This is a genomic window from Williamsia soli (genome assembly GCF_017377795.1).
Lineage (GTDB): Bacteria > Actinomycetota > Actinomycetes > Mycobacteriales > Mycobacteriaceae > Williamsia > Williamsia soli.
Window position 1 is genome coordinate 45,093 of the sequence record NZ_JAFRDR010000016.1, and the last position, 20,701, is coordinate 65,793.

Annotated in this window: 16 protein-coding genes; 13 read left to right on the forward strand and 3 right to left on the reverse strand. The window is 62.2% G+C overall.

What is annotated here, in order from left to right:
* Position 1: 1 nt before the first annotated feature.
* Positions 2–3,532 (reverse strand): indolepyruvate ferredoxin oxidoreductase family protein, encoded by a 3,531-nt coding sequence (locus J3S28_RS27305; RefSeq protein ID WP_207844319.1) that lies wholly within the window; start codon positions 3,530–3,532, stop codon positions 2–4.
* A 172-nt stretch (positions 3,533–3,704) separates the two neighbouring features.
* On the opposite strand from J3S28_RS27305, the gene J3S28_RS27310 reads away from it, so the two are divergent.
* Positions 3,705–4,844 carry a PucR family transcriptional regulator gene (locus tag J3S28_RS27310; RefSeq protein ID WP_207844322.1) on the forward strand — a complete coding sequence of 380 codons (1,140 nt, stop codon included), beginning with the start codon at positions 3,705–3,707 and terminating at the stop codon, positions 4,842–4,844.
* A gap of 63 nt (positions 4,845–4,907) precedes the next feature.
* Here the strand turns inward: J3S28_RS27310 and J3S28_RS27315 are convergent, their stop codons facing one another.
* Together J3S28_RS27315 and J3S28_RS27320 are read right to left on the reverse strand one after the other, a co-directional pair.
* A complete protein-coding gene (locus J3S28_RS27315) occupies positions 4,908–6,608 on the reverse strand; it encodes an FAD-dependent monooxygenase (RefSeq protein WP_237342197.1) in 1,701 nt (566 codons plus the stop codon).
* Between the two features lie 276 nt (positions 6,609–6,884).
* Positions 6,885–7,589 (reverse strand): TetR/AcrR family transcriptional regulator, encoded by a 705-nt coding sequence (locus J3S28_RS27320; protein WP_207844326.1) that lies wholly within the window; start codon positions 7,587–7,589, stop codon positions 6,885–6,887.
* A 288-nt stretch (positions 7,590–7,877) separates the two neighbouring features.
* Here J3S28_RS27320 and J3S28_RS27325 point away from each other — a divergent pair, with 288 nt between their 5' ends.
* The 12 genes from J3S28_RS27325 (at position 7,878) to J3S28_RS27380 (ending at position 20,625) form a co-directional block, all read left to right on the forward strand.
* Positions 7,878–8,321, forward strand: coding sequence for a nuclear transport factor 2 family protein (locus J3S28_RS27325; RefSeq protein WP_207844328.1), 444 nt, complete (start codon positions 7,878–7,880; stop codon positions 8,319–8,321).
* 80 nt (positions 8,322–8,401) lie between these two features.
* Positions 8,402–9,058 (forward strand): VOC family protein, encoded by a 657-nt coding sequence (locus tag J3S28_RS27330; RefSeq protein WP_207844330.1) that lies wholly within the window; start codon positions 8,402–8,404, stop codon positions 9,056–9,058.
* The gene (locus J3S28_RS27335; RefSeq protein ID WP_207844332.1) at positions 9,058–10,053 is read left to right on the forward strand and encodes a quinone oxidoreductase family protein; all 996 of its coding nucleotides are present in this window, start codon (positions 9,058–9,060) and stop codon (positions 10,051–10,053) included. Before J3S28_RS27330 ends, J3S28_RS27335 begins: the two co-directional genes overlap by 1 nt.
* A 36-nt stretch (positions 10,054–10,089) precedes the next feature.
* A complete protein-coding gene (locus J3S28_RS27340; protein WP_207844334.1) occupies positions 10,090–10,500 on the forward strand; it encodes a nuclear transport factor 2 family protein in 411 nt (136 codons plus the stop codon).
* A gap of 114 nt (positions 10,501–10,614) precedes the next feature.
* Positions 10,615–11,574 carry an amidohydrolase family protein gene (locus tag J3S28_RS27345; protein WP_272874259.1) on the forward strand — a complete coding sequence of 320 codons (960 nt, stop codon included), beginning with the start codon at positions 10,615–10,617 and terminating at the stop codon, positions 11,572–11,574.
* A gap of 102 nt (positions 11,575–11,676) precedes the next feature.
* A complete protein-coding gene (locus J3S28_RS27350; RefSeq protein WP_207844338.1) occupies positions 11,677–12,540 on the forward strand; it encodes a fumarylacetoacetate hydrolase family protein in 864 nt (287 codons plus the stop codon).
* A gap of 56 nt (positions 12,541–12,596) precedes the next feature.
* Entirely contained in the window at positions 12,597–13,457 is an 861-nt protein-coding gene (locus J3S28_RS27355; RefSeq protein WP_207844340.1) for an SDR family oxidoreductase, read from the forward strand.
* Between the two features lie 166 nt (positions 13,458–13,623).
* Entirely contained in the window at positions 13,624–15,222 is a 1,599-nt protein-coding gene (locus J3S28_RS27360) for an acyl-CoA carboxylase subunit beta (RefSeq protein ID WP_307797469.1), read from the forward strand.
* Between the two features lie 10 nt (positions 15,223–15,232).
* Complete coding sequence (locus J3S28_RS27365; RefSeq protein WP_307797471.1) at positions 15,233–17,242, forward strand: ATP-binding protein; 2,010 nt, start codon at positions 15,233–15,235, stop codon at positions 17,240–17,242.
* The gene (locus J3S28_RS27370) at positions 17,239–19,008 is read left to right on the forward strand and encodes an acyclic terpene utilization AtuA family protein (protein ID WP_207844344.1); all 1,770 of its coding nucleotides are present in this window, start codon (positions 17,239–17,241) and stop codon (positions 19,006–19,008) included. Before J3S28_RS27365 ends, J3S28_RS27370 begins: the two co-directional genes overlap by 4 nt.
* Positions 19,005–19,778, forward strand: a complete 774-nt coding sequence (locus tag J3S28_RS27375) for an enoyl-CoA hydratase-related protein (protein ID WP_207844346.1) — start codon at positions 19,005–19,007, stop codon at positions 19,776–19,778. The genes J3S28_RS27370 and J3S28_RS27375 overlap by 4 nt, the downstream gene beginning before the upstream one ends.
* 10 nt (positions 19,779–19,788) lie before the next feature.
* Complete coding sequence (locus J3S28_RS27380; RefSeq protein ID WP_207844348.1) at positions 19,789–20,625, forward strand: enoyl-CoA hydratase-related protein; 837 nt, start codon at positions 19,789–19,791, stop codon at positions 20,623–20,625.
* Positions 20,626–20,701 lie beyond the last annotated feature (76 nt).

Genomic DNA, 20,701 nt, shown 5'->3' on the forward strand with positions numbered 1-20,701 from the left:
GTCACGCAGCAGGTGCGTTGGTCTTGCCGGTGATGTAACGCTCGCTCAGTTCGGACATGGTGGTTCGATACGTGCTCACGTTGTCGAGCTTGACTTGCTCGTAGCCGCGGACCATGTCGGGAAGCTGTGCAATCTCTACTGCGAGTTCGTAGTTTCCGGATGTGAGCTGGGCCAGTAGGAGATCGATTGAGTTTGCGTACTCTTCCACCAGGGACCGCTCGGTCTTCCGGACGTGGCTGTACCCGAACAGGTCCAGTGGTGTTCCCCGAAGGAACTTGGCCCACCGGAGTACGACGTATGCCGGTGTGAACCACCGACCGAGTGAGATCTTCCGACGGAGCCCCATCTCTCGGAGCATCGGGGGGAACAGCTTCCACACGACTTTTGCGCCCTCGCCGAACTGCGCGACGATCTTTGCTTGTTCCGCCGGGCTCAGTGCCAACCGGGCGACCTCGTACTCGTCCTTGTAGGCCATCAATTTGTAGAGGCTCTCTGCCACAGCCACGCTGAGCGCTGACCGGCCGGGCGCGACGCGTTGCTCACTCCGGCGCACCGCGGACACCACCTTCGCGTAGCGGCGGGCGTACCGGACGCTCTGATAGTCGATCAGATCCGGTACCCGCGAGGCCAACACACGTGCCAAGTCGTCATCAGCTGGTGCGTCGATGAGTGATATCAGATCGGTGGAGTCCGCCGAAAGCTGCGCCGGGCCCGTTGTGACAGTCGACCGTGGTTCCGCTAGTGCCTCTACGCCGGCGGGGTCGACGATCGACTTGCGGCCATAGCGAAATGCCTGGATGTTCTTCTCGACAGCCACCCCGTTCAACTCGATGGCGCGCTCCATCGACTCAGAAGAGAGGGGCAACGCCCCGATCTGGAATGCTGCTCCGACGAGCAACATATTCGCAAATTGGTTGGTGCCGAACAGGACCTGGCTGATCCGGTCCGAGTTGAGATGGGGATTGTCTTCCCGCCGGGTTGCGCTGTCGATCTGGGCGATCACCGGGTCCAAGTCTGACAGAGCGGTGTTCGGTCGCCTGATCATCGCGCCTGTGGGCACCCCGGCGGTGTTGATCACTGCCATTGTGCGCTGCGGACTGATGACCGCGAGATTGGTCGGTGCTGATCCGACCAGCGCGTCACAGCACAGAAAGAGATCGCAGTCCGCACTGCTGATCTTCGGGGAGATGAGATCGGCCGACCGCTGGATCTTGATGTCGCTGACCACCGGTCCAGCCTTTTGCGACAGACCTGTCTGGTCGAGGCCACTGGTATGGAAGCCGTCCAGGAATGCGGCGGTCCCGATGATCTGGGCAACCGTGACAATTCCGGTGCCTCCGATGCCGGTCAGGCGAATGTTGAACCCGTCGCCGGTGAACGAGCACTGCGGCTCCGGCACATCGCCTGCACTGATCGCGGGTGCCTGGCGATGTTCGGCCTTCTTACCGGGCGTCACCTCCATGAACGAAGGGCAGTCTCCCTGGAGGCATGAGAAATCCAGGTTGCACGAGGCCTGGTGAATCTGGGTCTTGCGGCCGAACTCGGTGTCGACGGGCATGACCGACAGGCAATTCGACTTGCGACCGCAGTCTCCGCAACCCTCGCAGATGCTCTCGTTGATGACGATGCGCTTCGTAGGGGTCGGTGCTTTGCCGCGCTTGCGCATACGTCGTAGCTCAGCAGCACAGGCTTGATCATGAATCAGCACGGTGGTACCAGGTAAGGCGCTCAGTTCGGCTTGGATCGACTCCGATTCCAGGCGGTCTTTAACGGTAGCGTTCTTCGCGAGCTTCTTGCCGCGGTAACGGCTCAAGTCCTCGGTCGTCACGTAGATTCGGCGAACTCCCTCAGCGGCAAGGGTTTCGGTGAGCTGCGGAACGTTGTAGCCGCCGATGGCGTCCTGGCCGCCGGTCATTGCGACTGTGGAATTGAACAAGATCTTGTAGGTGATGTTGGTGCCGGCTGCTACAGATGCCCGGATTGCCAGTAGGCCTGAATGCGAAAGGGTTCCGTCGCCGATGTTCTGGAAGATGTGATCGGCGTGAACGTAATCGTTCTGGCCGATCCACTGTGATCCCTCGCCGCCCATCTGCGTGAAGCCCGTGACTCGGCCGACGTGCTCGGGGTCCATCGACGCGGCCATCCCGTGGCACCCGATCCCGGCGCCCACCAATGAACCCTCGGGCACCTTCACCGAGCTGTTGTGGGGGCAACCGGAGCAGAAGTACGGCGTTCGACTGGCTACGGTCAGGGTGAGGGGTATCCGGACCGGGCTCGAGCTGCGCTCCCGGTTGGGAGGCGCCTGCAACACTGCCGAATGACTCTGCAAGATCGGCTCAATGGCGCGCCCCAGCCCATCTGCGTCTATGCCGCCGAATGCGGGGAGCAAGGGTTTGCCGTTGCGGTCCGTGCTGCCGACCACGGCGGCACGAACGTCGGAGTTGTACAGCACGTCCTTGACCAACAGCTCGAGGTACGGGCCCTTCTCCTCCACGACGACGATCTCATCGAGGCCGGCGGCGAACTCCGTAACGATCTGGGGCTCGAGCGGCCACACAAGTCCGAGCTTGAGCAATCGAATCCCCGCAACCTCGTAGTCGCGGGCACTGCGAATACCGTAGTTGGCCAGCGCTTGTCGAACCTCCGCGTAGGCTTGGCCGGCGGCGATGATGCCTACCCGGTCCTTGTCGCCGCGTGCGGTGATCGCATTGAGCCCGTTGAGTCGCGCGTACTCCAGGACCAGTGGCAACCGGACCTGATGAAAGGTCTGCTCGGCGGCGACCGCGCTGGCAGCAGCCAATGCGGTGGTGATCTTGTGGTCGTAGGGCGTGCCGTTCACAAGCGGTAGCGCCGGGTCGAAGGGCTCGGATGAGAGTGGAACGATCCCGTACGCGTCGGCAACGTTGGTTGCGATCTTCAGTGCCGCCCAGGTGCCGCTCGCTCGCGACATCGAGACGCCGTGCATCCCGAGGTGCAACACATCCGCTGGATCGGCTGCCGCCAGCGTCGGTATCAGGGCGGCCCGCAGGACCGTCTCCGAGCCTCCCGGAACCGTGGAGGACTTGGCCGAGGGGTCGTCGCCGCAGAAGGCCAGCACCCCGCCGTGTCGACTGGTGCCCATGAGATTGCCGTGGCGGATCGCGTCGAGCGCTTGATCTACGCCGGGGGTCTTTCCGTACCAATATCCGGTGACGCCCTGCAGGTCTGAGCCGAGGTCGGGGACCGACTGGGTGCCTTGGACTGCGGTGGCAGCGAGCATCTCATTCATCCCCGGCTTGAAATCCACTCCCCACTGATCCAGCAAGGGGGCGATGTCGCGCATCGTGAAGTCGACGGTACCGAGCGGCGACCCCTGGTAACCGGTGACGAGACCGCGTGTTGCCAGATCGCGATGGGCATCGGCTCGGCGGACGTCGAGGGGGACCCGGCACACGGCCTGGACCCCGGTCATCAGCACTTCCCCAGCGGTGGCGTCATAGCGGTCCTGGAGGCGATAGGCAGTACGTGGGGTTGTGAATGGTGAAGACTTCATTGCTCAATTGTGTCCCCGTCGCGGCCCCTGGAACCACGTGCAATATGACGAACATCATAGGCGTGCCTTGTGTGATTCCACGAAGTGGTAGTCCCTGGTCAAGGTCAGATGTCGGGTGTCGCGCGCTCGAGCTGGGGTTGTGTGGAAGAGTGACGGCAGAGACACTTGTGCCATGCCACGAGAAGCTGCTGAGTGGGCGTCCAACGCCACAGGCAATTTGTTGGGGGACATGAGCGAGATCGCCCGGCAGGTCACCTCCACCATTCGCGACGAGTTGCCCGCCTACGAGGCGATCCCGGTTGAGGAACATCGCACTGCCGTTGCCGGCCAGCTCTCTGTCATCCTTCTGGGTATCCGAGACCTCCGGGGACCGCGCCCTTCGGATCTCCTCACCGCAGAGCGGCTCGGCCGCCGCCGAGCAGAGCAGGGCATCGCCGTGGCGGCACTGCTCCAGGCATACGAGCTACCGCTGCAGGAGTTGTGGCGGCGATACGAACGGCTGGTTCAAGACGGCGCTCAGGCCCGCCAACTCATTGCTCTTGCGCCTCTGCTGCTGGGATGGCTGCACCAGGTCAGCGGCGCAGCCGCCACCGGGCATCAGATCGTGACAGCGAGCCAGTTGGCGAACGATGTGCGACTGCACACCGAATTGTTGGAACGCATACATCAAGACCCTTCCGGAGCCGAAAGCATCTCGCTCGCGGAGCAGCTGTCGCTGCAACCGCAGGGCTCATTTCAAGCGGTGTGCTTCATTCCCGCCAGCGATGCCGAGCAGCTCGAACGACTACACATGGGTCTGAGTATCACCGCCGGGCCGGTTGTGGCAGGAATCCTCGAGGGGATCTTCGTCGTTCTGCAACAACAGGATCGCACTGACATCGTCTCGCGTATGTGTCGCCCCCATGCGCGGGGGCGTGTCATGGGCACGGGTCAGCGTCGCGAGGGTCTGTCGGGCGCCGGATTGTCCATTGGCGATGCCCGGCGCGCAGCCGACTTGGCAGTCCTGCTCGGGCGAGATGTGGTGTTCGCACAGCAGTGGCTGTTGGCATCGGTGCTCGCATCGGCGGAGCACCTCGATCACCTCGACGACGGGGTGTTGACGGCCTCTGCGAATCCGCATCTCACGGAGGCGGTGCTCGCGTTTGCGAACAACAGCTACTCCACAGCGGCCGCGGCACGCGCGTTGAATCTGCACCCGAACACCGTCTCGTACCGACTCGACCGTTGGACGTCGCTGACAGGCTGGGACCTGAGGGTTTTCGATGGCCTGGCGCGATCGGTGGTATCGATACTCCTCTCGGCGCGAGGGTAGCGGGACAACGAGCCCACCGCGAGAACGGATTCCGTGATGGGCCTGTGGGGCCGACCAGATGTCTCAGATCGCCGCGTTGGTGACCACGGACTCTGCGGAGGTGACGGTCAGGGTCGTTGGGGCAGCGAACACCGCGTCATCGGGATGCCCCGCAGCGTACAGATACCGGTCGGGACGAATGCACACGACGCGTGCGTCGTTCTCGGAGAACCAATCCCACAGAACACCGGCGGGATCACTGATCTCGCCCGGGTCCGTCGATCGTCGCCCCACTCGTAGAGTCAAGAAGCGCGGGTTCGCCGGCTCCCACCCTTTGCGCACAGCATCGGGAAGCGCGGTCGCGGGATCGACCTCCAGGCCGATGAACACGAACCCGGAACCGAGGAAGGTGTCGATCGGGGCTTTGACGCCATCAGGACCGAATACTTCGAACTCAGGCAGGATTTGACCGGCCGACTTGTCCTTCGCGTGCCGGCGTGCGACGACGCCGTTCACGATGGGGACCTGTCGAAACGCCGCCCCGTTGATGAATGTCTGGAAGATCTTCGCTCGCGAGACGGCACGAAGGGCCGCGTTGCGAAATCGGATGGCCAACGGATTGCGCACTTGAATGAGTGCCTGGACTCGCTTGGCCATGTTGTTGTATTCCTCGACGTGAGGCGCCCGCTCCTCGTAATAGGTATCGAGAATATCGGCAGATGCGCTCCCGCGGAGGACCATGATCAATTTCCACGCGAGATTGTTGGCGTCGCGCATCCCGGACGACACACCCTGGCCGATCGTGGGGAGGGTGACGTGAGCGGCGTCTCCCAGCAGGAAGGTTCGCCCCATTCGCCACTGTTTCGCTTTCCGGACGTGGAACGTGAAGGTCCAGAAGTGAAGGATCTCGAAGTCATCGGGTCCGATTCCGAAGCCGTTGAGGAGCTTCCAGACGTTCGCCTCGTCCTCGAAAATCGACGGATCCTCGTCTTCACTGACCTCGATCTCGAAGCGGTATTCGTTTCCCGTCAACTTGATCTCGGCATACGGCCTCACCGGATCGCATACGAACCTGAAGTGGGGGCCGCGACCAAAGAGCGGGCCGCAGTCGGGATCGGCCGTTGTCCCGTCGAAGCGCTTCATCGCCCCGTGAACCGTCAGGCATTTGCGGTCATAGCTCATGCCGTCGTACGTCGCTCCCATCTTCTTTCGGATGACAGAGGAAGCTCCGTCGCATCCGAGCAGATAACGCGCACGTATTTCTTGACCGCGAGACCCCATGATCGTCACGAAATCAGCCCCGTTGTCCAGGTCGACGACCTCAAAATCCGTGTCCAGCAGTACCGTTGGGAATCGCATGGCACCTTTTCGCATGACAGACTCAAAACTTGGCTGGTGTACGAAATTGGACTGCAGGACGCCCCGCGCACTATGGGTGGATTGAATACGTGCCATTTCGCCGCCAGCGCTGTCGCAGAAGATCAGCGTGACGCCTTGGTGAATTGTCTTGGCCACATCGTCTTGCAAACCGAGCGACGAAGCCACCCGTATGGCTTCCACGTCGAGGTTGACGGCGCGAGCGCGGTTGAAGACGTCGGGATTGCGCTCCAGTACCAGAACGCTCAATCCCGCCTGTCCGAGGAGGTTGGCGCATGTCACTCCGGTAGGACCATACCCGGCGATCACGACGTCAAAGATTTCTGTGTCGCCCCCGTGCCCTGCATCTGTAGAGGGTGCGACGGGCACCGAGTCAACTGAGTGGCCGAGGGAGTCTCGGAGTGACATCTATAGCCTCCATCACTGCGCGGGCCTGGGTGGCCCACATCACATCCAGTGGTTCAAGCTACCCCCATTCTGACTAGCAGTCAAGAATCCGCGGATCAGCGAACATCGTTCCGGGAATCCGGGGGCGTTCATGGGAGGTGCTCCGAAAACCGTTCTTACCGATAGGATTTAGGATTTCAGGAAAGATTGCCCAGTCGGACTCCGGTTCGAACATGCCCTGTCGGGCGCACGCGGTTCCGTGCCCTGTTCGGTTCGCGTCGGACTGGGGCGGTTGCGCTACGGAGCAAGACGGGCGATGGCGTCCGTGAGTCGGACGTCATGCCGGTTCTTCGCTTGGACGCGCGTGGGAGCGGAAATGGCGGTGAACAACGCATCGATGCAGAGTTCGGCCAATACGTCGGTAGAGAGTTCGCCGGTCGAGAGCCATTCCATGGTGATCTCATGGGTGAAACCCACCCAGCCCATGAGTGCCGCACGCAGATATGGGTCGTCGGAGATGTTCAGGCCGAGTACCTCGCACGTCCAGCGTACGCCGGCCATCTGCGATCGCCTGATCAGTTCTTCGTTCTCGGGAAACGCGCGCACGGCGCCCACAGTGAGCAGGAACCAGTCCCGATGCTCTTCGATGTAGGCGAAGTGCCGTTGCATGGATCCGCGTACCCGATCGTCGGGAGTCGTGTCCTCTGGGTCCCAGAGCTGAAACTTCGCCATGTCGTTCCAGACCCATTCCACGGCCGCCGTCAGGAGGCCGCGCTTGCCTTTGAAGTGGTAGGAAACAAGGCCGTGTGCAACCCCGGCGCGCTCACAGACGGCGTCGACCGACACGTCCTCGTATGCGTTGGCGGCGAACAACTCCACAGCGGCGCGGACGATGAGATCTCGCCGACTGCCATTGCGGGCCCGCGAGTCTGTGTTCTGGGCCTGGCGAACCTTGGCGGAGCGCCGCTTCGACGATGGTGGCCCTGCTTTGGCGGAGGTCATGCAAAGCATCCTAGGTTGCATACCGTCAACAGGGCCACCCATGACGTCGGGGCGCGACGCCGGTCGTACCTAGCACACGTCTTCGTTGTCCTTTTGGGTTTTCGTCGAATCTACTCTGGGGACGTGACTGCCCGTAAACGTTTGCAACGCTGACTGATTCGAGAACCAGGTGATCTCGAAAGTTCGTACGCCTCCGTATGCGCAAGACCTTGACTGTCAGTCAAATTCTCCTTACGCTGCCAAAGACATCGCAACTCTTAATCCGCAGACATCAGCTAGGGGAACTTTGTGACCGACGGAAGCAACGCACTCGAAGCCGCACTTGCTCGCCTCGAGTGTGAACAGATCATGATGCGCTCTATGACCAACATCGACGGCCGACGTTCCGATCTGAATCTCGAGTACTTCACCGAGGATGCACATTTCGGTGCCCGCGGGGCCGCGAACGCCGACGTGACCGGGCTCGAGGCGCTTCGCGTCGTCTCGGAGAAGCGCGACGCAAGGCCCGAACGCAACACGCTCAGCGTGGTCGCGGGCTTCGACTTCCAGTGGATCAGCAGCGACGAAGCCGAAGCGCGTGGCAACTTTGTGCGGTGGGTCGGAGAGAATCCGGCACCCGAATTGGAGCGTTGGCTCGGACGTTTTGTTCGAGTCGACGGTTCATGGAAGTTGCGGGAGATGCTGACCGAGCCGTTTCCCCCCGCTGCGCCGTTTTCGGATGACGCGACATAGGCCGAAGGCCGTATACGCGACGCACAACCGGCAATCAGTCATACACAGTCGGCGCACCGACACCAACAGGAGGAATACAAATGTCAGTTGAAGAGAGCAACGAGCGTTACGTGGGCGAGACGCGTCCGCGGGGAACTGCCATCCTGCACCACGTCAACCTCAAGACCACGCGCAAAGAAGCAATGGTCGAGTGGTATGTGAAAGTGCTGAACATGCGCGTCAACGTAGACGTCGGCTTGGCAGCATTCCTGAGCAACGACCGCGCCAACCACAGGCTTGCGCTGACAACCATCCCGGGTATCACCTTCAATGAAAACAAGCGCTTTCACGATGGTGTGCACCATACGGCCTACGAGTACGCGACATTCGACGAACTCAACGAGTTGTACCTCCGCCTCCGTGATGAGGGAATCTTGCCCAAGGTTTGTATCGACCATCGCACCTCATGGTCGTACTACTACGAGGATCCGGACGGCAACATGCTCGAAATGCAGGTCGACGACCTGGGTGACTGGGACCTGTCCACCCAGATCATGCGAGAGACGACCTCCATCGAGAATGCGCCGGCCCACTTCTTCGGCATATCGGTCGACCCAGAGCAGATCGCCGCTGCGCGCGCAGCTGGTGCGAGCTTCGAAGAGATCAAGGAACGAACAGCCGCTTTCGAGTTCTCCACCGGGGAAGCGAAAGATTACAACACGCCCGAGATCCTCCCGGACTTCGCGGTGAAGTGGTAATGGCCGACACCATACGAGCCGCGGTGGTCGTCGCCCACGGCGGGCCGGAAGTTCTCGAACTGCAGAACATACCCGCGCCGGAACCCGCTGAGGGCGAACTCGTTGTCGAGACCACTCGCGCCGGCGTGAACTTCCGCGACATCGTCGACCGCAGGGGTGACCCGCCGGTACTGTTCTCGCCGCCTTACGTCGGTGGTCTCGAAGGAATGGGACGCGTACTCAAGATCGGTGCGGGCGTGAGCGGATACTCGGTAGGCGATCGGGTCGCGTGGGGCACGAACCCCGGGAGTTACACCGAACATGCGCTCATAAAAGCAATCAACGCTGTTCCTGTGCCGGAATCAGTGTCGGACGATCAGGCCGCGGGCGTGCTGGCCCAAGGGTTGACCGCGCACTACCTGACCACCAGTGTGCATTCCATAGCCGAGGGCGAGACGATTCTGGTCCACGCGGGCGCCGGGGGCGTGGGTGGCCTGCTGATCCAGATCGCAAAACACCGTGGGGCCACAGTGATTGCGACGGTGTCGTCACCTGACAAAGCCGAACGGGCTCGGCGCTCGGGCGCCGACGTGGTGGCGGACTACGAGAACTTCGTGCAAGTGGTTTCGGACGAGACCGACGGACGCGGTGTGCAAGTGGCGTACGACGGCGTCGGTGCGCCAACGCTCGATGGTACGCTGTCGAGTCTCGGCGTGAGAGGTCTCGGGGTCTTCTTCGGCGGATCTGGCGGCAGTCCTGAGACCCTCGATTTCAACAAACTTGCGCCTAAATCGCTCACGATCTGTCGGCCCGTACTGCCGCATTTCGTTGCGTCTGGTGAGGAACTTCGCACCCGGGCGGCGCAGCTCTTCGAGTGGATCCAATCGGGCGTGCTCGAGATTCCGATAGGCGCCACTTTCTCGTTGGCCGAGGCGGCCGAGGCGCACCGAATGGTCGAGAGTCGCACGACAACCGGCAAGGTTCTGCTCAATACGGTCGGCTCGACCGAGCGCTGATTCGGTAGGCAAGAAGAACACTGTGAAAGGTATCCCATGAGTTCTGAAACACAAGTCGTTGACGGGCTGGTATCGAGGGTGGAGTGCGAGCAGATTCTCCATCGGCTGATGATGAACATCGACCGATTCCAGTCACTGGAAAATCTCGACTATTTCACCGAGGACGTCTCCTACAAAGCCGCGGGTTGGGGTGAAGCACACGGGCATGAAGAGCTTCGGGGGGGCCTGGTGGCCCGCGACGCCATGAAGGATCGACACACGATGAATGTGGTTGCCGGATTCGACTTCACGCTGCAGTCAGCAGACGAAGCGTCCGCAGTCGGGAACTACCTCCGGTGGGTCGCCGGCGAGTCCGAGCCGGCTGTCATGCGGTACAAAGCGATCTTCGTTCGCAAGGGCGGAACTTGGAAAGTGCGGGACTGGCTGGCAACAGGCTTTCCGGCCTGACCCTGTGCTTTCCGGTTACACGGAACTCGAACCATCAGTTCCGCAATGGGCGACGAGGTAGTGGTCGAATCAGCGGTCACTACTTACATTTCATGATTTTAGAGAAGGTTTCACATGAGCCACCGAATCGACGTTCACAATCACTATATGGGGGAGGTCGTGTTCGACTTCTTCGCACCCTTCGTTCCGAAGGGGTTTCCGATGACAAAGTGGACCCCCGAGGCTGCGATAGAATTCATGGATCGCCACGATATCTCTACTCAGATCCTGTCGCTGCCGTTCGCGCTCATGGCGGATCCTTCGGACTTTGGTCCCACCAATTTGATACGCGACTTGAACGAAGCCTATGCCGGGCTCATCCGGGATTACCCCGGACGGTTCGGTGCCTTTGCGAGCCTGCCCTTCGGGTCCACCGACAACTCACTTGCAGAGGTGGCCTACGCGCTGGACGAGTTGAAGCTCGACGGCGTCGTCCTGACGTCGAACGTCGGAGGAAATTACTTCGGTCAGCCCTTCTATGAGCCCATCCTGGCTGAACTGGCGGACCGTGAGGTCCCAGTGTTCGTGCACCCCAACGTCTGTCCCAATTATGGGGCTGTCGGGTTCGGTCGCGTCCCATCCATCATCGAGTTCCCCCTCGACACCGCACGGAACATCACCAACGCGATCTTCAGTGGCGTGTTCAAGCGCCATCCTGGCCTCAAGCTCATCGTCGCCCACTGCGGAGGAGCTCTCCCCACCCTGGGTTGGCGGATCGAGCAGCACGTCGGCATCGGCCACGCTCCCGATGACGCGGACATAGATGCACAGCACGTCGCAGACGTGCTGCGCAGTCTGTACTACGAGACAGCCTTGTCCGGCAGCCCGAACTCGTTGCTACCCACGCTCGAGGTCACCGGATTCGAGAACATTCTGTTCGGCACAGATTATGGCGCTGCGCCGGAAACCTTCATCAGCCGCAATATCGATGCGCTCACGTCCTCGTCAGCGTTGAACCCGTCGCAACTTCGCGGTGTGGAATGCGGCAACGCGCAAAAAATGTTTCCGCGTTTGAGCTCCGAAAGTCGCGTGTGAGCCTGTATTGGCTGGATTGCTCTGCGGAAGTTTTCGTTTTCAATTTCAACCATCAACGGGGCCGGTGCCTGCCGGACCCACGACACGGAACAGGATGGATCGATGCGTCTCTACAGCACCGCCGTCGGCATCGCACGTGAAGACAGCCCCGGGCTGCTGTCCGTGCTGGATCTGGAACACAGCGACGTGGGGGACCTCCTGCGGCGGGGCGAACTGGAGGTTGCGCGGAACGCCGAGGTGAAGTCGATACACCCACTTGGGGAGTTGACCCTGCGCGCACCGGTGGCCTCGCCCGGGCAGATGTTCATCGCCGGTCTGAACTACCTCAGCCACGCCGAAGAAGCGCGGGCCATGCTCGCGGAAATGGGTAGAGAGTTTCCCGCCGTGCCGACCACACCCACGTTCGAGTTGTTGCCGACAACTACTGCGGATGGTCCGGAGTCCACCATCGAATTCCCGAACGAAGCACCCGCCCAGGTCGACTATGAGGGGGAGCTGACGGTGGTCATCGGGCGGACAGCGTCAGACGTGCCTCCAGAGCATGCGTGGGACCATGTGGCAGGCCTGACCATCGCCAATGATCTGACCGCCCGCGATGTGCAGATGCGGGCACTCACCGGCGATTCCACCGTGACCGTGGCCGAATCGAAGAGCTACGCGACATTCAAGCCCATGGGTCCGTGCCTGGTGACTGCGGACGAGTTCAGTCTGCCGATCGACCTACGACTGCGGACTCGGGTGAACGGCGATGTCCGACAAGACGACCGAACGAGCAACGTGCTTTTCGACTGCGCGGCATTGGTGTCGGCGCTGTCGGCTCAGCATCGGCTCGAGCCGGGCGACGTCATTCTCACCGGCACCCCGAGTGGGGCCGGAGTGTTCTCGAAGGTGTTCCTGACCGAGGGAGACGTCATCGAGATCGAGATCGACCGAATCGGCACCCTGCGCAATCAAGTCGCGCGGTGATCTCTTCATGGTTCCTTTTCACGCGAGACCAACCATGAAGAAAGAAGCGTCGCACAATGGTTGAAGCAAACTTCTCCGGGAAACTGTCCGGTCAAACCCTTCTGATGTCTGGCGGGAGCCGCGGAATCGGGCTGGCCATCGCCGTGCGCGCGGCCCGGGAGGGGGCCAACATCGTATTCATGGCCAAGACCGATACCGCGGACCCCAGACTGCCGGGTACGGTTCACACCGCCGCCGCACAGATCGAGGCTGCGGGAGGACGAGTTCTGCCGATCGTCGGCGACATCCGCGACGACTCGTCGGTGACGGCAGCGGTTGAGAAGGCCGCCGAACACTTCGGCGGCGTCGACATCGTCGTCAACAATGCATCGGCGATCTCGCTCGACGGTTTCGGAGCGCTATCGCTCAAGCGCTATGACTTGATGTCGGAGATCAATGCTCGGGGAACGTTTTCGCTGATCTCTGCGGCGTTGCCCCACCTTCTGGAGTCGCGGAGCCCCCGGGTGCTGTCGCTATCTCCGCCATTGAACCTCGACCCGAGTTGGTTCGGTGCTCATGCGCCCTACACCGTCAGCAAATACGCCATGACGATGTTGACGCTCGGAGTGGCTGAGCAGTTCCGCGAGCAGGGAGTTCTGGCCAACTGCCTCTGGCCGGCCACGCTCATCGACACGGCAGCCGTCCGTAACGTGGTGGCGGGCGCCGGCCGGATTGCCGGTGCGCGGCGTCCGGACATCATGGCCGATGCGGCGCTCATCGTGCTGTCCGGAGGGACAGAAGAGACCACCGGTCAGTGCTACCTGGACGAAGAAGTTGTCCGGGCTACCGGGGTGGACGACCTGTCGGTGTATCTGGCCGAAGGCGTGCAGGAAGATCAGCTCGAACCGGATCTCTTCCTGGGGCGTGCCGGGGACTGAGCTCTGACATCGGGAGGCCCTCGAGCGGGAAGACTCTCGATGCCCTGACGTCTGGACCAGCTGGCGGTAACGCGAGACATGGGTTTCTCGGCGTTGACCAAGACGTCGAAAAGCGGTGCCGTGGCCGTTCATGGTGGGCGACAACGACAATGATCGGAGAAAGTACGTGCCAGTGATCGAATCGAGGATCGACCGCGATTCCGCCGATTTCCAGCAAGACCGGGATGCGATGCTCGCAGCCCTCCGCCCGTTCGAGGCACTGGCCGCTGCCGTTCTCGAGGCGGGCGGACCGAAGTCCGTCGACCGGCACCGAGGGCGCGGCAAGTTGATCGCGCGGGAGCGTGTCGACCTGCTCTTGGATGAGGACGCTCCTTTCCTCGAACTGTCGACCTATGCGGGGGCGCACGATCCCGAATCGCAACCGGGCGGTCGTCTCATCACGGGTATCGGGCCCATCAACGGTGTCGAATGCATGATCGTGGCAAATCAGCCTACGGTCAAAGGTGGATCCCTGAACCCCGATGCGGTAGCGAAACAGTTGCGTGCGTTCGACATTGCGCATCGCAACCGTCTCCCGCTGGTGACCCTTGTCGAATCCGGCGGAGCAGACCTGCCGCGCCAGGCAGATACGTTCGCCTTCGGTGGCCGGATATTTCGGGACATCTCACGGCTGTCGGCCGCGGGGATTCCAACGATCTCCCTCGTATTCGGAAGCTCGACGGCCGGCGGTGCATACCTACCCGGAATGAGCGAGTACACCGTACTCGTGAAGAATGCCGCACACGTCTACCTGGGCGGGCCGCCATTGGTGAAGATGGCGATCAACGAGGACATCGAGGACGAGGCACTCGGCGGAGCGGAGATGCACTCCAGAACATCGGGGCTCGCCGACTATCTCGCCGATGACGAGCGGCACGCGATCCGGCTGGGACGCCAGATCGTCGGCGATCTGGGATGGCGAAAGAGTGGCCCGCCCCCCTCGTCGAGGGCTGACGAACCGATCTACGACCGCAGCGAACTGCTCGGATGCGCGCCCTCGGATTCGAAGCGGTCTGTTGAAGTCCGTGAGATTCTCGCTCGAGTCCTGGACGGTTCGCGCTTCGACGAGTTCAAGGCCGGGTACGGCACGCAGCTGGTCACGGGGTGGGGGTCCATCGCCGGGTATCCGGTGGGGGTCATCGCGAACAACGGCATATTGTTCTCCGCGGAGGCCAACAAGGGGGCTCACTTCATACAACTCGCGAATGCGCGAGACATTCCGCTCTTGTTCGTGCAGAACATCACCGGCTTCATGGTCGGTTCGGCTGCGGAGCACGGTGGGATCATCAAGGACGGCGCGAAGATGATCAACGCGGTGTCGAACTCCACCGTCCCGCATCTGACGTTGATGGTCGGTGCATCTTACGGCGCCGGCAACTACGCCATGTCCGGGCGAGCGTATGACCCTCGGTTCGTGTTCACGTGGCCCAACCACAGGATTGCAGTCATGGGCGGCCCGCAGTTGGGCGGTGTCATGTCTATCATCCGACGGGCCGCGGCGCAGAGATCCGGCGCAGAGTACGACGAGGCGCAGGATGCCCGCGTGCGGGCCGAGATCGAGGACATGATCGACAAGCAGTCTCACGCCGCCTACGCCACTGGACGCCAATGGGATGACGGGGTCATCGACCCTCGGAACACCAGGACGATTCTCGGTCTGGCACTATCTGCGACCCATTCCGCCCCGGTGGTCGGGGCCACCCGCTTTGCACCCTTCCGCATGTGAGGACGACTCTGTGAACACCGCTCAAATCACTTCGCTACTCGTTGCCAACCGTGGGGAGATCGCCCGTAGGGTCATCCGAACGGCCCGGGGAATGGGAATTCGCACCGTCGCTGTCTACTCGGACGCCGACGCCAGAGCTCCTCACGTGTACGACGCCGACCTGGCAGTCGGGCTCGGCGGCACCACCAGCGCCGATTCGTATCTTCGCGCCGACAAGATCATCGACGCTGCCCGTCGAACAAATGTCGATGCCATCCATCCCGGTTACGGATTTCTGTCCGAGAACGCAGAATTCGCCGAGGAATGTGTCGCCGCCGGCATCATCTTCGTCGGACCCTCGCCGGATTCGATCCGGAGGATGGGGCTGAAGGATCAGGCCAAGACCATCGCTCGCGAAGCAGGAGTGCCGGTTCTGCCCGACGCCGAGATCACCGGAGACGACTCCGACGAGTGGGTGGCCGCAGCGCAGAGCGTGGGGTATCCATTGCTGGTCAAGGCAATTGCGGGCGGTGGCGGAAAAGGTATGCGTCGCGTCGAGGTGGCGGACGACCTGGTTGACGCGATCAATGGCGCCCGGCGTGAGGCAACGAGCTCCTTCGGCAATCCCAAGGTCTTCATCGAGCGCTATTTGGAGAAATCACGGCATGTCGAAGTGCAGGTCTTCGGCGATCAGCACGGCGGAGCAATTCACCTCGGAGAGCGGGAGTGCTCAGTCCAGCGCAGACACCAGAAAGTTCTCGAGGAGGCGCCGTCACCGGTGGTCGGTCCCGAACTGCGCGAGCACATGGGAGCCACTGCTGTGGCGTTGGTCCGGAGGCTCGGATACCTGGGGGCCGGGACGGTGGAGTACCTCCTCGATGACACCACAGGTGACTTCTACTTTCTCGAGATGAACACCCGACTCCAGGTGGAACATCCGGTGACGGAGGAAGTGACCGGCCTCGATCTTGTTGCGATGCAGTTGAGAGTCGCGCGTGGGCTACCGCTCGGGTTGAGCCAATCGGAGGTGCGCAGGAGCGGGCACGCCATCGAGGTCAGGCTCTACGCGGAGGATCCCGCGCGGGACTTCTTGCCGACGCCCGGGAGGTTGCACCTGCTCGAGTTCCCGGACACGCCGGGCCTACGGGTGGAGAACGGAGTCGCCCCCTCTGGAGAAGTTTCCGCGCACTACGACCCGATGATCGCAAAAATCATTGTGCACGCGGAAAATCGGGAAGAATCTGCGATCGCCCTCGCGGCGGCGCTCGACGCGACAAGAATTCACGGCATCGTCACCAACCGCGATTTCCTGTCGGCAGTCTTGCGTAATCGTGATTTCCTGAGCGGGGAGACGACCACCGACTTCCTCGACCGTCACGCCGAATTGTTCGACCCGCCCCGGTCGACGCCTCAAGTTGTCCATGTGGCGGCGGCTGTTTCGGTGTCGGTGGCGATTCGTCGCCGAAACGACACCGTCACCGGGTTCGCCTCCCCGGGATTCCGGGACATCGCTGCACCGTTGACGACGTCAGCTGTCTGGGAGGCGATCGGCAACGACCCCGTGGTCGTCGACTACACGTTGTCGTCGGGCGCCGGAGATGCCGATCTGTTCCTGCGTGTCGACGGCGTCGAGCACACAGTGCAGCTGGTGGATCTGACGGAATCCGCTGTGCGCGTGCGATTCGAAGGAGTCGATCATCCGTGTGCGGTGACCACACACGATGATGGATCGGTGTGGGTCGACTCTCCGGCATCCAGTTCGGGCTGGCGTCCTCGCCCCAGGCTGCCCGAGACGACGTCACTCGCGGCTTCGGCTGCCGGGCCGATCAGTGAGATCCCGGGCACAGTGGTCGACGTCCTGGTCAGCGCCGGCGATACCGTCGAAGCCGGTCAGAAGCTCGTGGTGCTCGAGGCGATGAAGATGGAGCATGCCGCACTCGCGGGAGTCGGCGGCGTCGTCGAGAGTGTCAATGTCGCTGTCGGACAATACGTAGAGGCGCAGGTCGAACTGGTGACGATCTGCGAGGGGGGACCGTCGTGACCACTGGTTCACCATTGCGGGTCGCGAACTGTTCGGGGTTCTTCGGCGATCGACTCTCCGCGGCCCGTGAGATGGTCGACGGCGGATCAATCGACGTACTCACCGGCGACTGGTTGGCTGAATTGACGATGGGGCTGCTGGCGCGGCAACGCCGACGAGATGCCGACGCCGGATTCGCAGGAACTTTCGTGACTCAACTCGAGGACGTACTCGGAGACTGCCTCGACCGCGGGATCAAGATCGTTTCCAACGCGGGGGGCCTCAACCCGCACGGATGTGCTGAACAGGTCCGAGCCATCGCCGAACGTTCAGGGCGCACGGTCAACGTGGCGGTGGTGTACGGGGACGACGTCGCCGACACTTTCGCCGAGGCCAGGACAAACGGCTGGAGCGCGCCCCATCTGGACACAGGGGAGGAGCTCGGGGCAGAGGTCGAACCAGAGGTTGTCAGCGCGTATCTCGGCGCGTGGGGCATTGTCGAGGCCTTGGACGCAGGTGCAGATGTGGTCGTGACCGGGCGTGTCACCGATGCTGCGATCATCGTCGGTCCCGCTGCATGGCACCATCGATGGAAACGCAATGACTGGGACGCGCTGGCGGGGGCCGTGGCGGCCGGGCATGTCATCGAGTGCGGAGCCCATGCAACCGGGGGTAATTTCTCTTTCTTCCGGGAGGTACCCGACATGCGGTTGGCGGGATTTCCGCTCGCCGAGATCTTCCCGGACGGATCGTCGGTCATCACGAAACACGCACGTACGGCAGGTGCGGTCACCATCGACACGGTGACGGCACAACTGCTGTACGAGATCGACGGGCCGCGGTATCTCAATCCTGACGTGATCACCCGGCTCGACACCATTCAGTTGTCTGATGACGGTCCCGACCGGGTGCGCCTGTCGGGTGCGCGCGGAGAACCGGCTCCCAGGACGGTAAAGGTGGGTGCGCTGGTTGCGGGCGGATGGCGGAATGAGACGACCTTTGTGTTGACGGGGCTGAACGTGGAGGAGAAAGCAGAGCTGGCCGAAGAGTTGCTGTGGTTGCAGATGTACTGCGGCCGTGAGGACTTCGACAGCGTCACGACGCGGTTACTCCGAGCCGACCGTCCGAATCCTGCGACCATGAACGATGCGGTTTCCCTGTTCACGATCACAGTGACCGGCAAGGACAGGCGCCTGGTCGGCAGCCTGTCCCGCGCCGCGGTGGAAACGGGACTCGCGACCTATCCTGGCGCGTACTTCACAACCCCGCCAGGGGCGGGCAGCGAGTTCACCGTTTTCTGGCCCACACTTCTCCCGGTCGAGGCCGTGCAGCAGCACGTAGAACTGGGGGGAACCACGTGGACGATTCCGTCGCCGCCAACGGACGACAATGCGGAAAGCATTGCGCCGCACTTCGATTATCCTTCGATTCCGTCGGGACCCTTCAGCGAAGCCGCCCTCGGAACCGTTCTCGGCGCGCGGTCAGGGGACAAAGGTGGCAACGCCACGCTCGGGGTGTGGGCCCGAACCGAAGACGCGCACGCCTGGTTGCGGTCATGGTGGAATGCGACGGAGATACATCAGCTCATTCCTGAAGCCGCCGACTGCGAGCTGCGGCTGTGGGAGCTCCCGCAGCTACGTGCTTGTGGGGTGACGATCGTCGGGCTTCTCGGCCGGGGAGTCGCCGCGAACCCGAACCTGGATTCCCAGGCCAAGGGGCTGGGAGAGTACCTACGCGCGAAACATGTGCCGGTGCCCACGGCGCTGATCCGAACGGGGCACTCATGACGCCTTCGGATTTGCCGGAGTTGGTTCGCTATGAGGTCGACGGCGTCGTGGCCACGATCACTTTGGACTCACCGGCGAACAGAAATGCGCTCTCGAGCACCTTGTGTGCGCAACTGCTGGCCCACCTGCGTACCGCTTTGGATGCCGAGGGTGTTCGGGTGGTCGTGCTCTCGCATACCGGCACCGTTTTCTGCGCCGGCGCGGACCTCAAGGAATCAGCAACAGACAAACGCGCCACGAGCCGCGATTTCGCGGCAATTCTGGAGACATTGTGGGTGTCGACCAAACCGGTTGTGGTACGTGTCGCCGGTACCGTTCGAGCGGGTGGAACAGGCCTGATCGCCGCAGCGGATTTCGCGGTGGCGGCCGAATCCGTGAATTTTGCCTTCACGGAGATTCGCCTGGGCGTGGTTCCGGCAGTCATTTCAGCTCCTCTGCGTCACACTGTGGTGGCGCATGCTCTGTATCGGCTGTTTCTCACCGGCGAGACGTTCAGCGCTGAGCATGCCGTGAACATCGGATTGCTGACCGCAGCGGTCCGCGTCGGTGATCTCGACGACGAGGTCGCGCGGATCGTCGAGATGGTGATTCTCGCGGGACCACTGGCGTGGGCGGGTACCAAGAAACTGATGCGTGGCGATGTTCCGTCGCTGGCCACCGAACTCGTGTCGATGCAGGAACTGTCGGTGGGCTACTTCGAGTCTCCCGAGGGCAGAGAAGGGGTCCGTGCCCTGGTGGCGCGACGGACGCCATCGTGGGCCACGGGCTGAGGAGAACAGAATGAACGATGTCGGAGCCGAGAGAACAGTGACGCTCGAGCGCCGAGGTTCCGTGGCTGTGGTGCGGTTGAACCGGCCGGATCGACTCAACGCATTCACGTTCGAGATGCGAACCCAGCTCATAGCTGCCTTCGACGAATGCGACGCGGACGATTCTGTCCGCGCAGTCGTACTCACCGGAGCAGGCCGTGCCTTCTGCGCAGGCGCGGACCTGGCTGCCGGAGGAGACACCTTTGTGCTCGAGAGCGACCCAGAAGGCGAAGCGCCACCGGACTCCGGTGGCGAGGTCACACTCAGGATCTATCGGTCGATGAAACCAGTGATAGCCGCGATCAACGGCCCGGCTGCAGGTATCGGTGTCACCATGACCTTGCCGGCAGACATCCGGGTTGCCGCCGATACGGCCAGATTCGGTTTCGTCTTCACTCGGCGAGGCCTGGTACCGGAAGCGTGCTCGACATGGTTTCTTCCTCGCCTCGTGGGCATCTCGATTGCTCTCGAATGGACCATGGGTGGCGAGATGGTTTCCGCCACAGAGGCATTCGAGCGTGGACTGTTGCGCGAGGTGGTCCCCGCCGACGAGGTGGTGGACAGGGCAGTCGAGATCGCGAACTCGCTGACCGAGTCCACCGCACCGGTCTCGGTTGCGTTGGCCCGGTCCATGATGTGGCGCATGCTCGGAGCAGAGAGTCCCGAGGTGGCGCATCGAGCTGAATCGAAGGCGATGTATTCCAGGGGGAGATCGAATGACGTCCGCGAGGGAGTCGCGGCATTCTTCGAGAAACGCGCACCCTCGTTCCAGCAAAAGATCTCGGAGGGACTCCCAGACGTTCTGTGATGGTAAACCATTGCAGCGGTACGTATTTCCGGCGCCAACTCTGTCGTTCCCCGACGTGGTTGGGCCGTTGCTGACG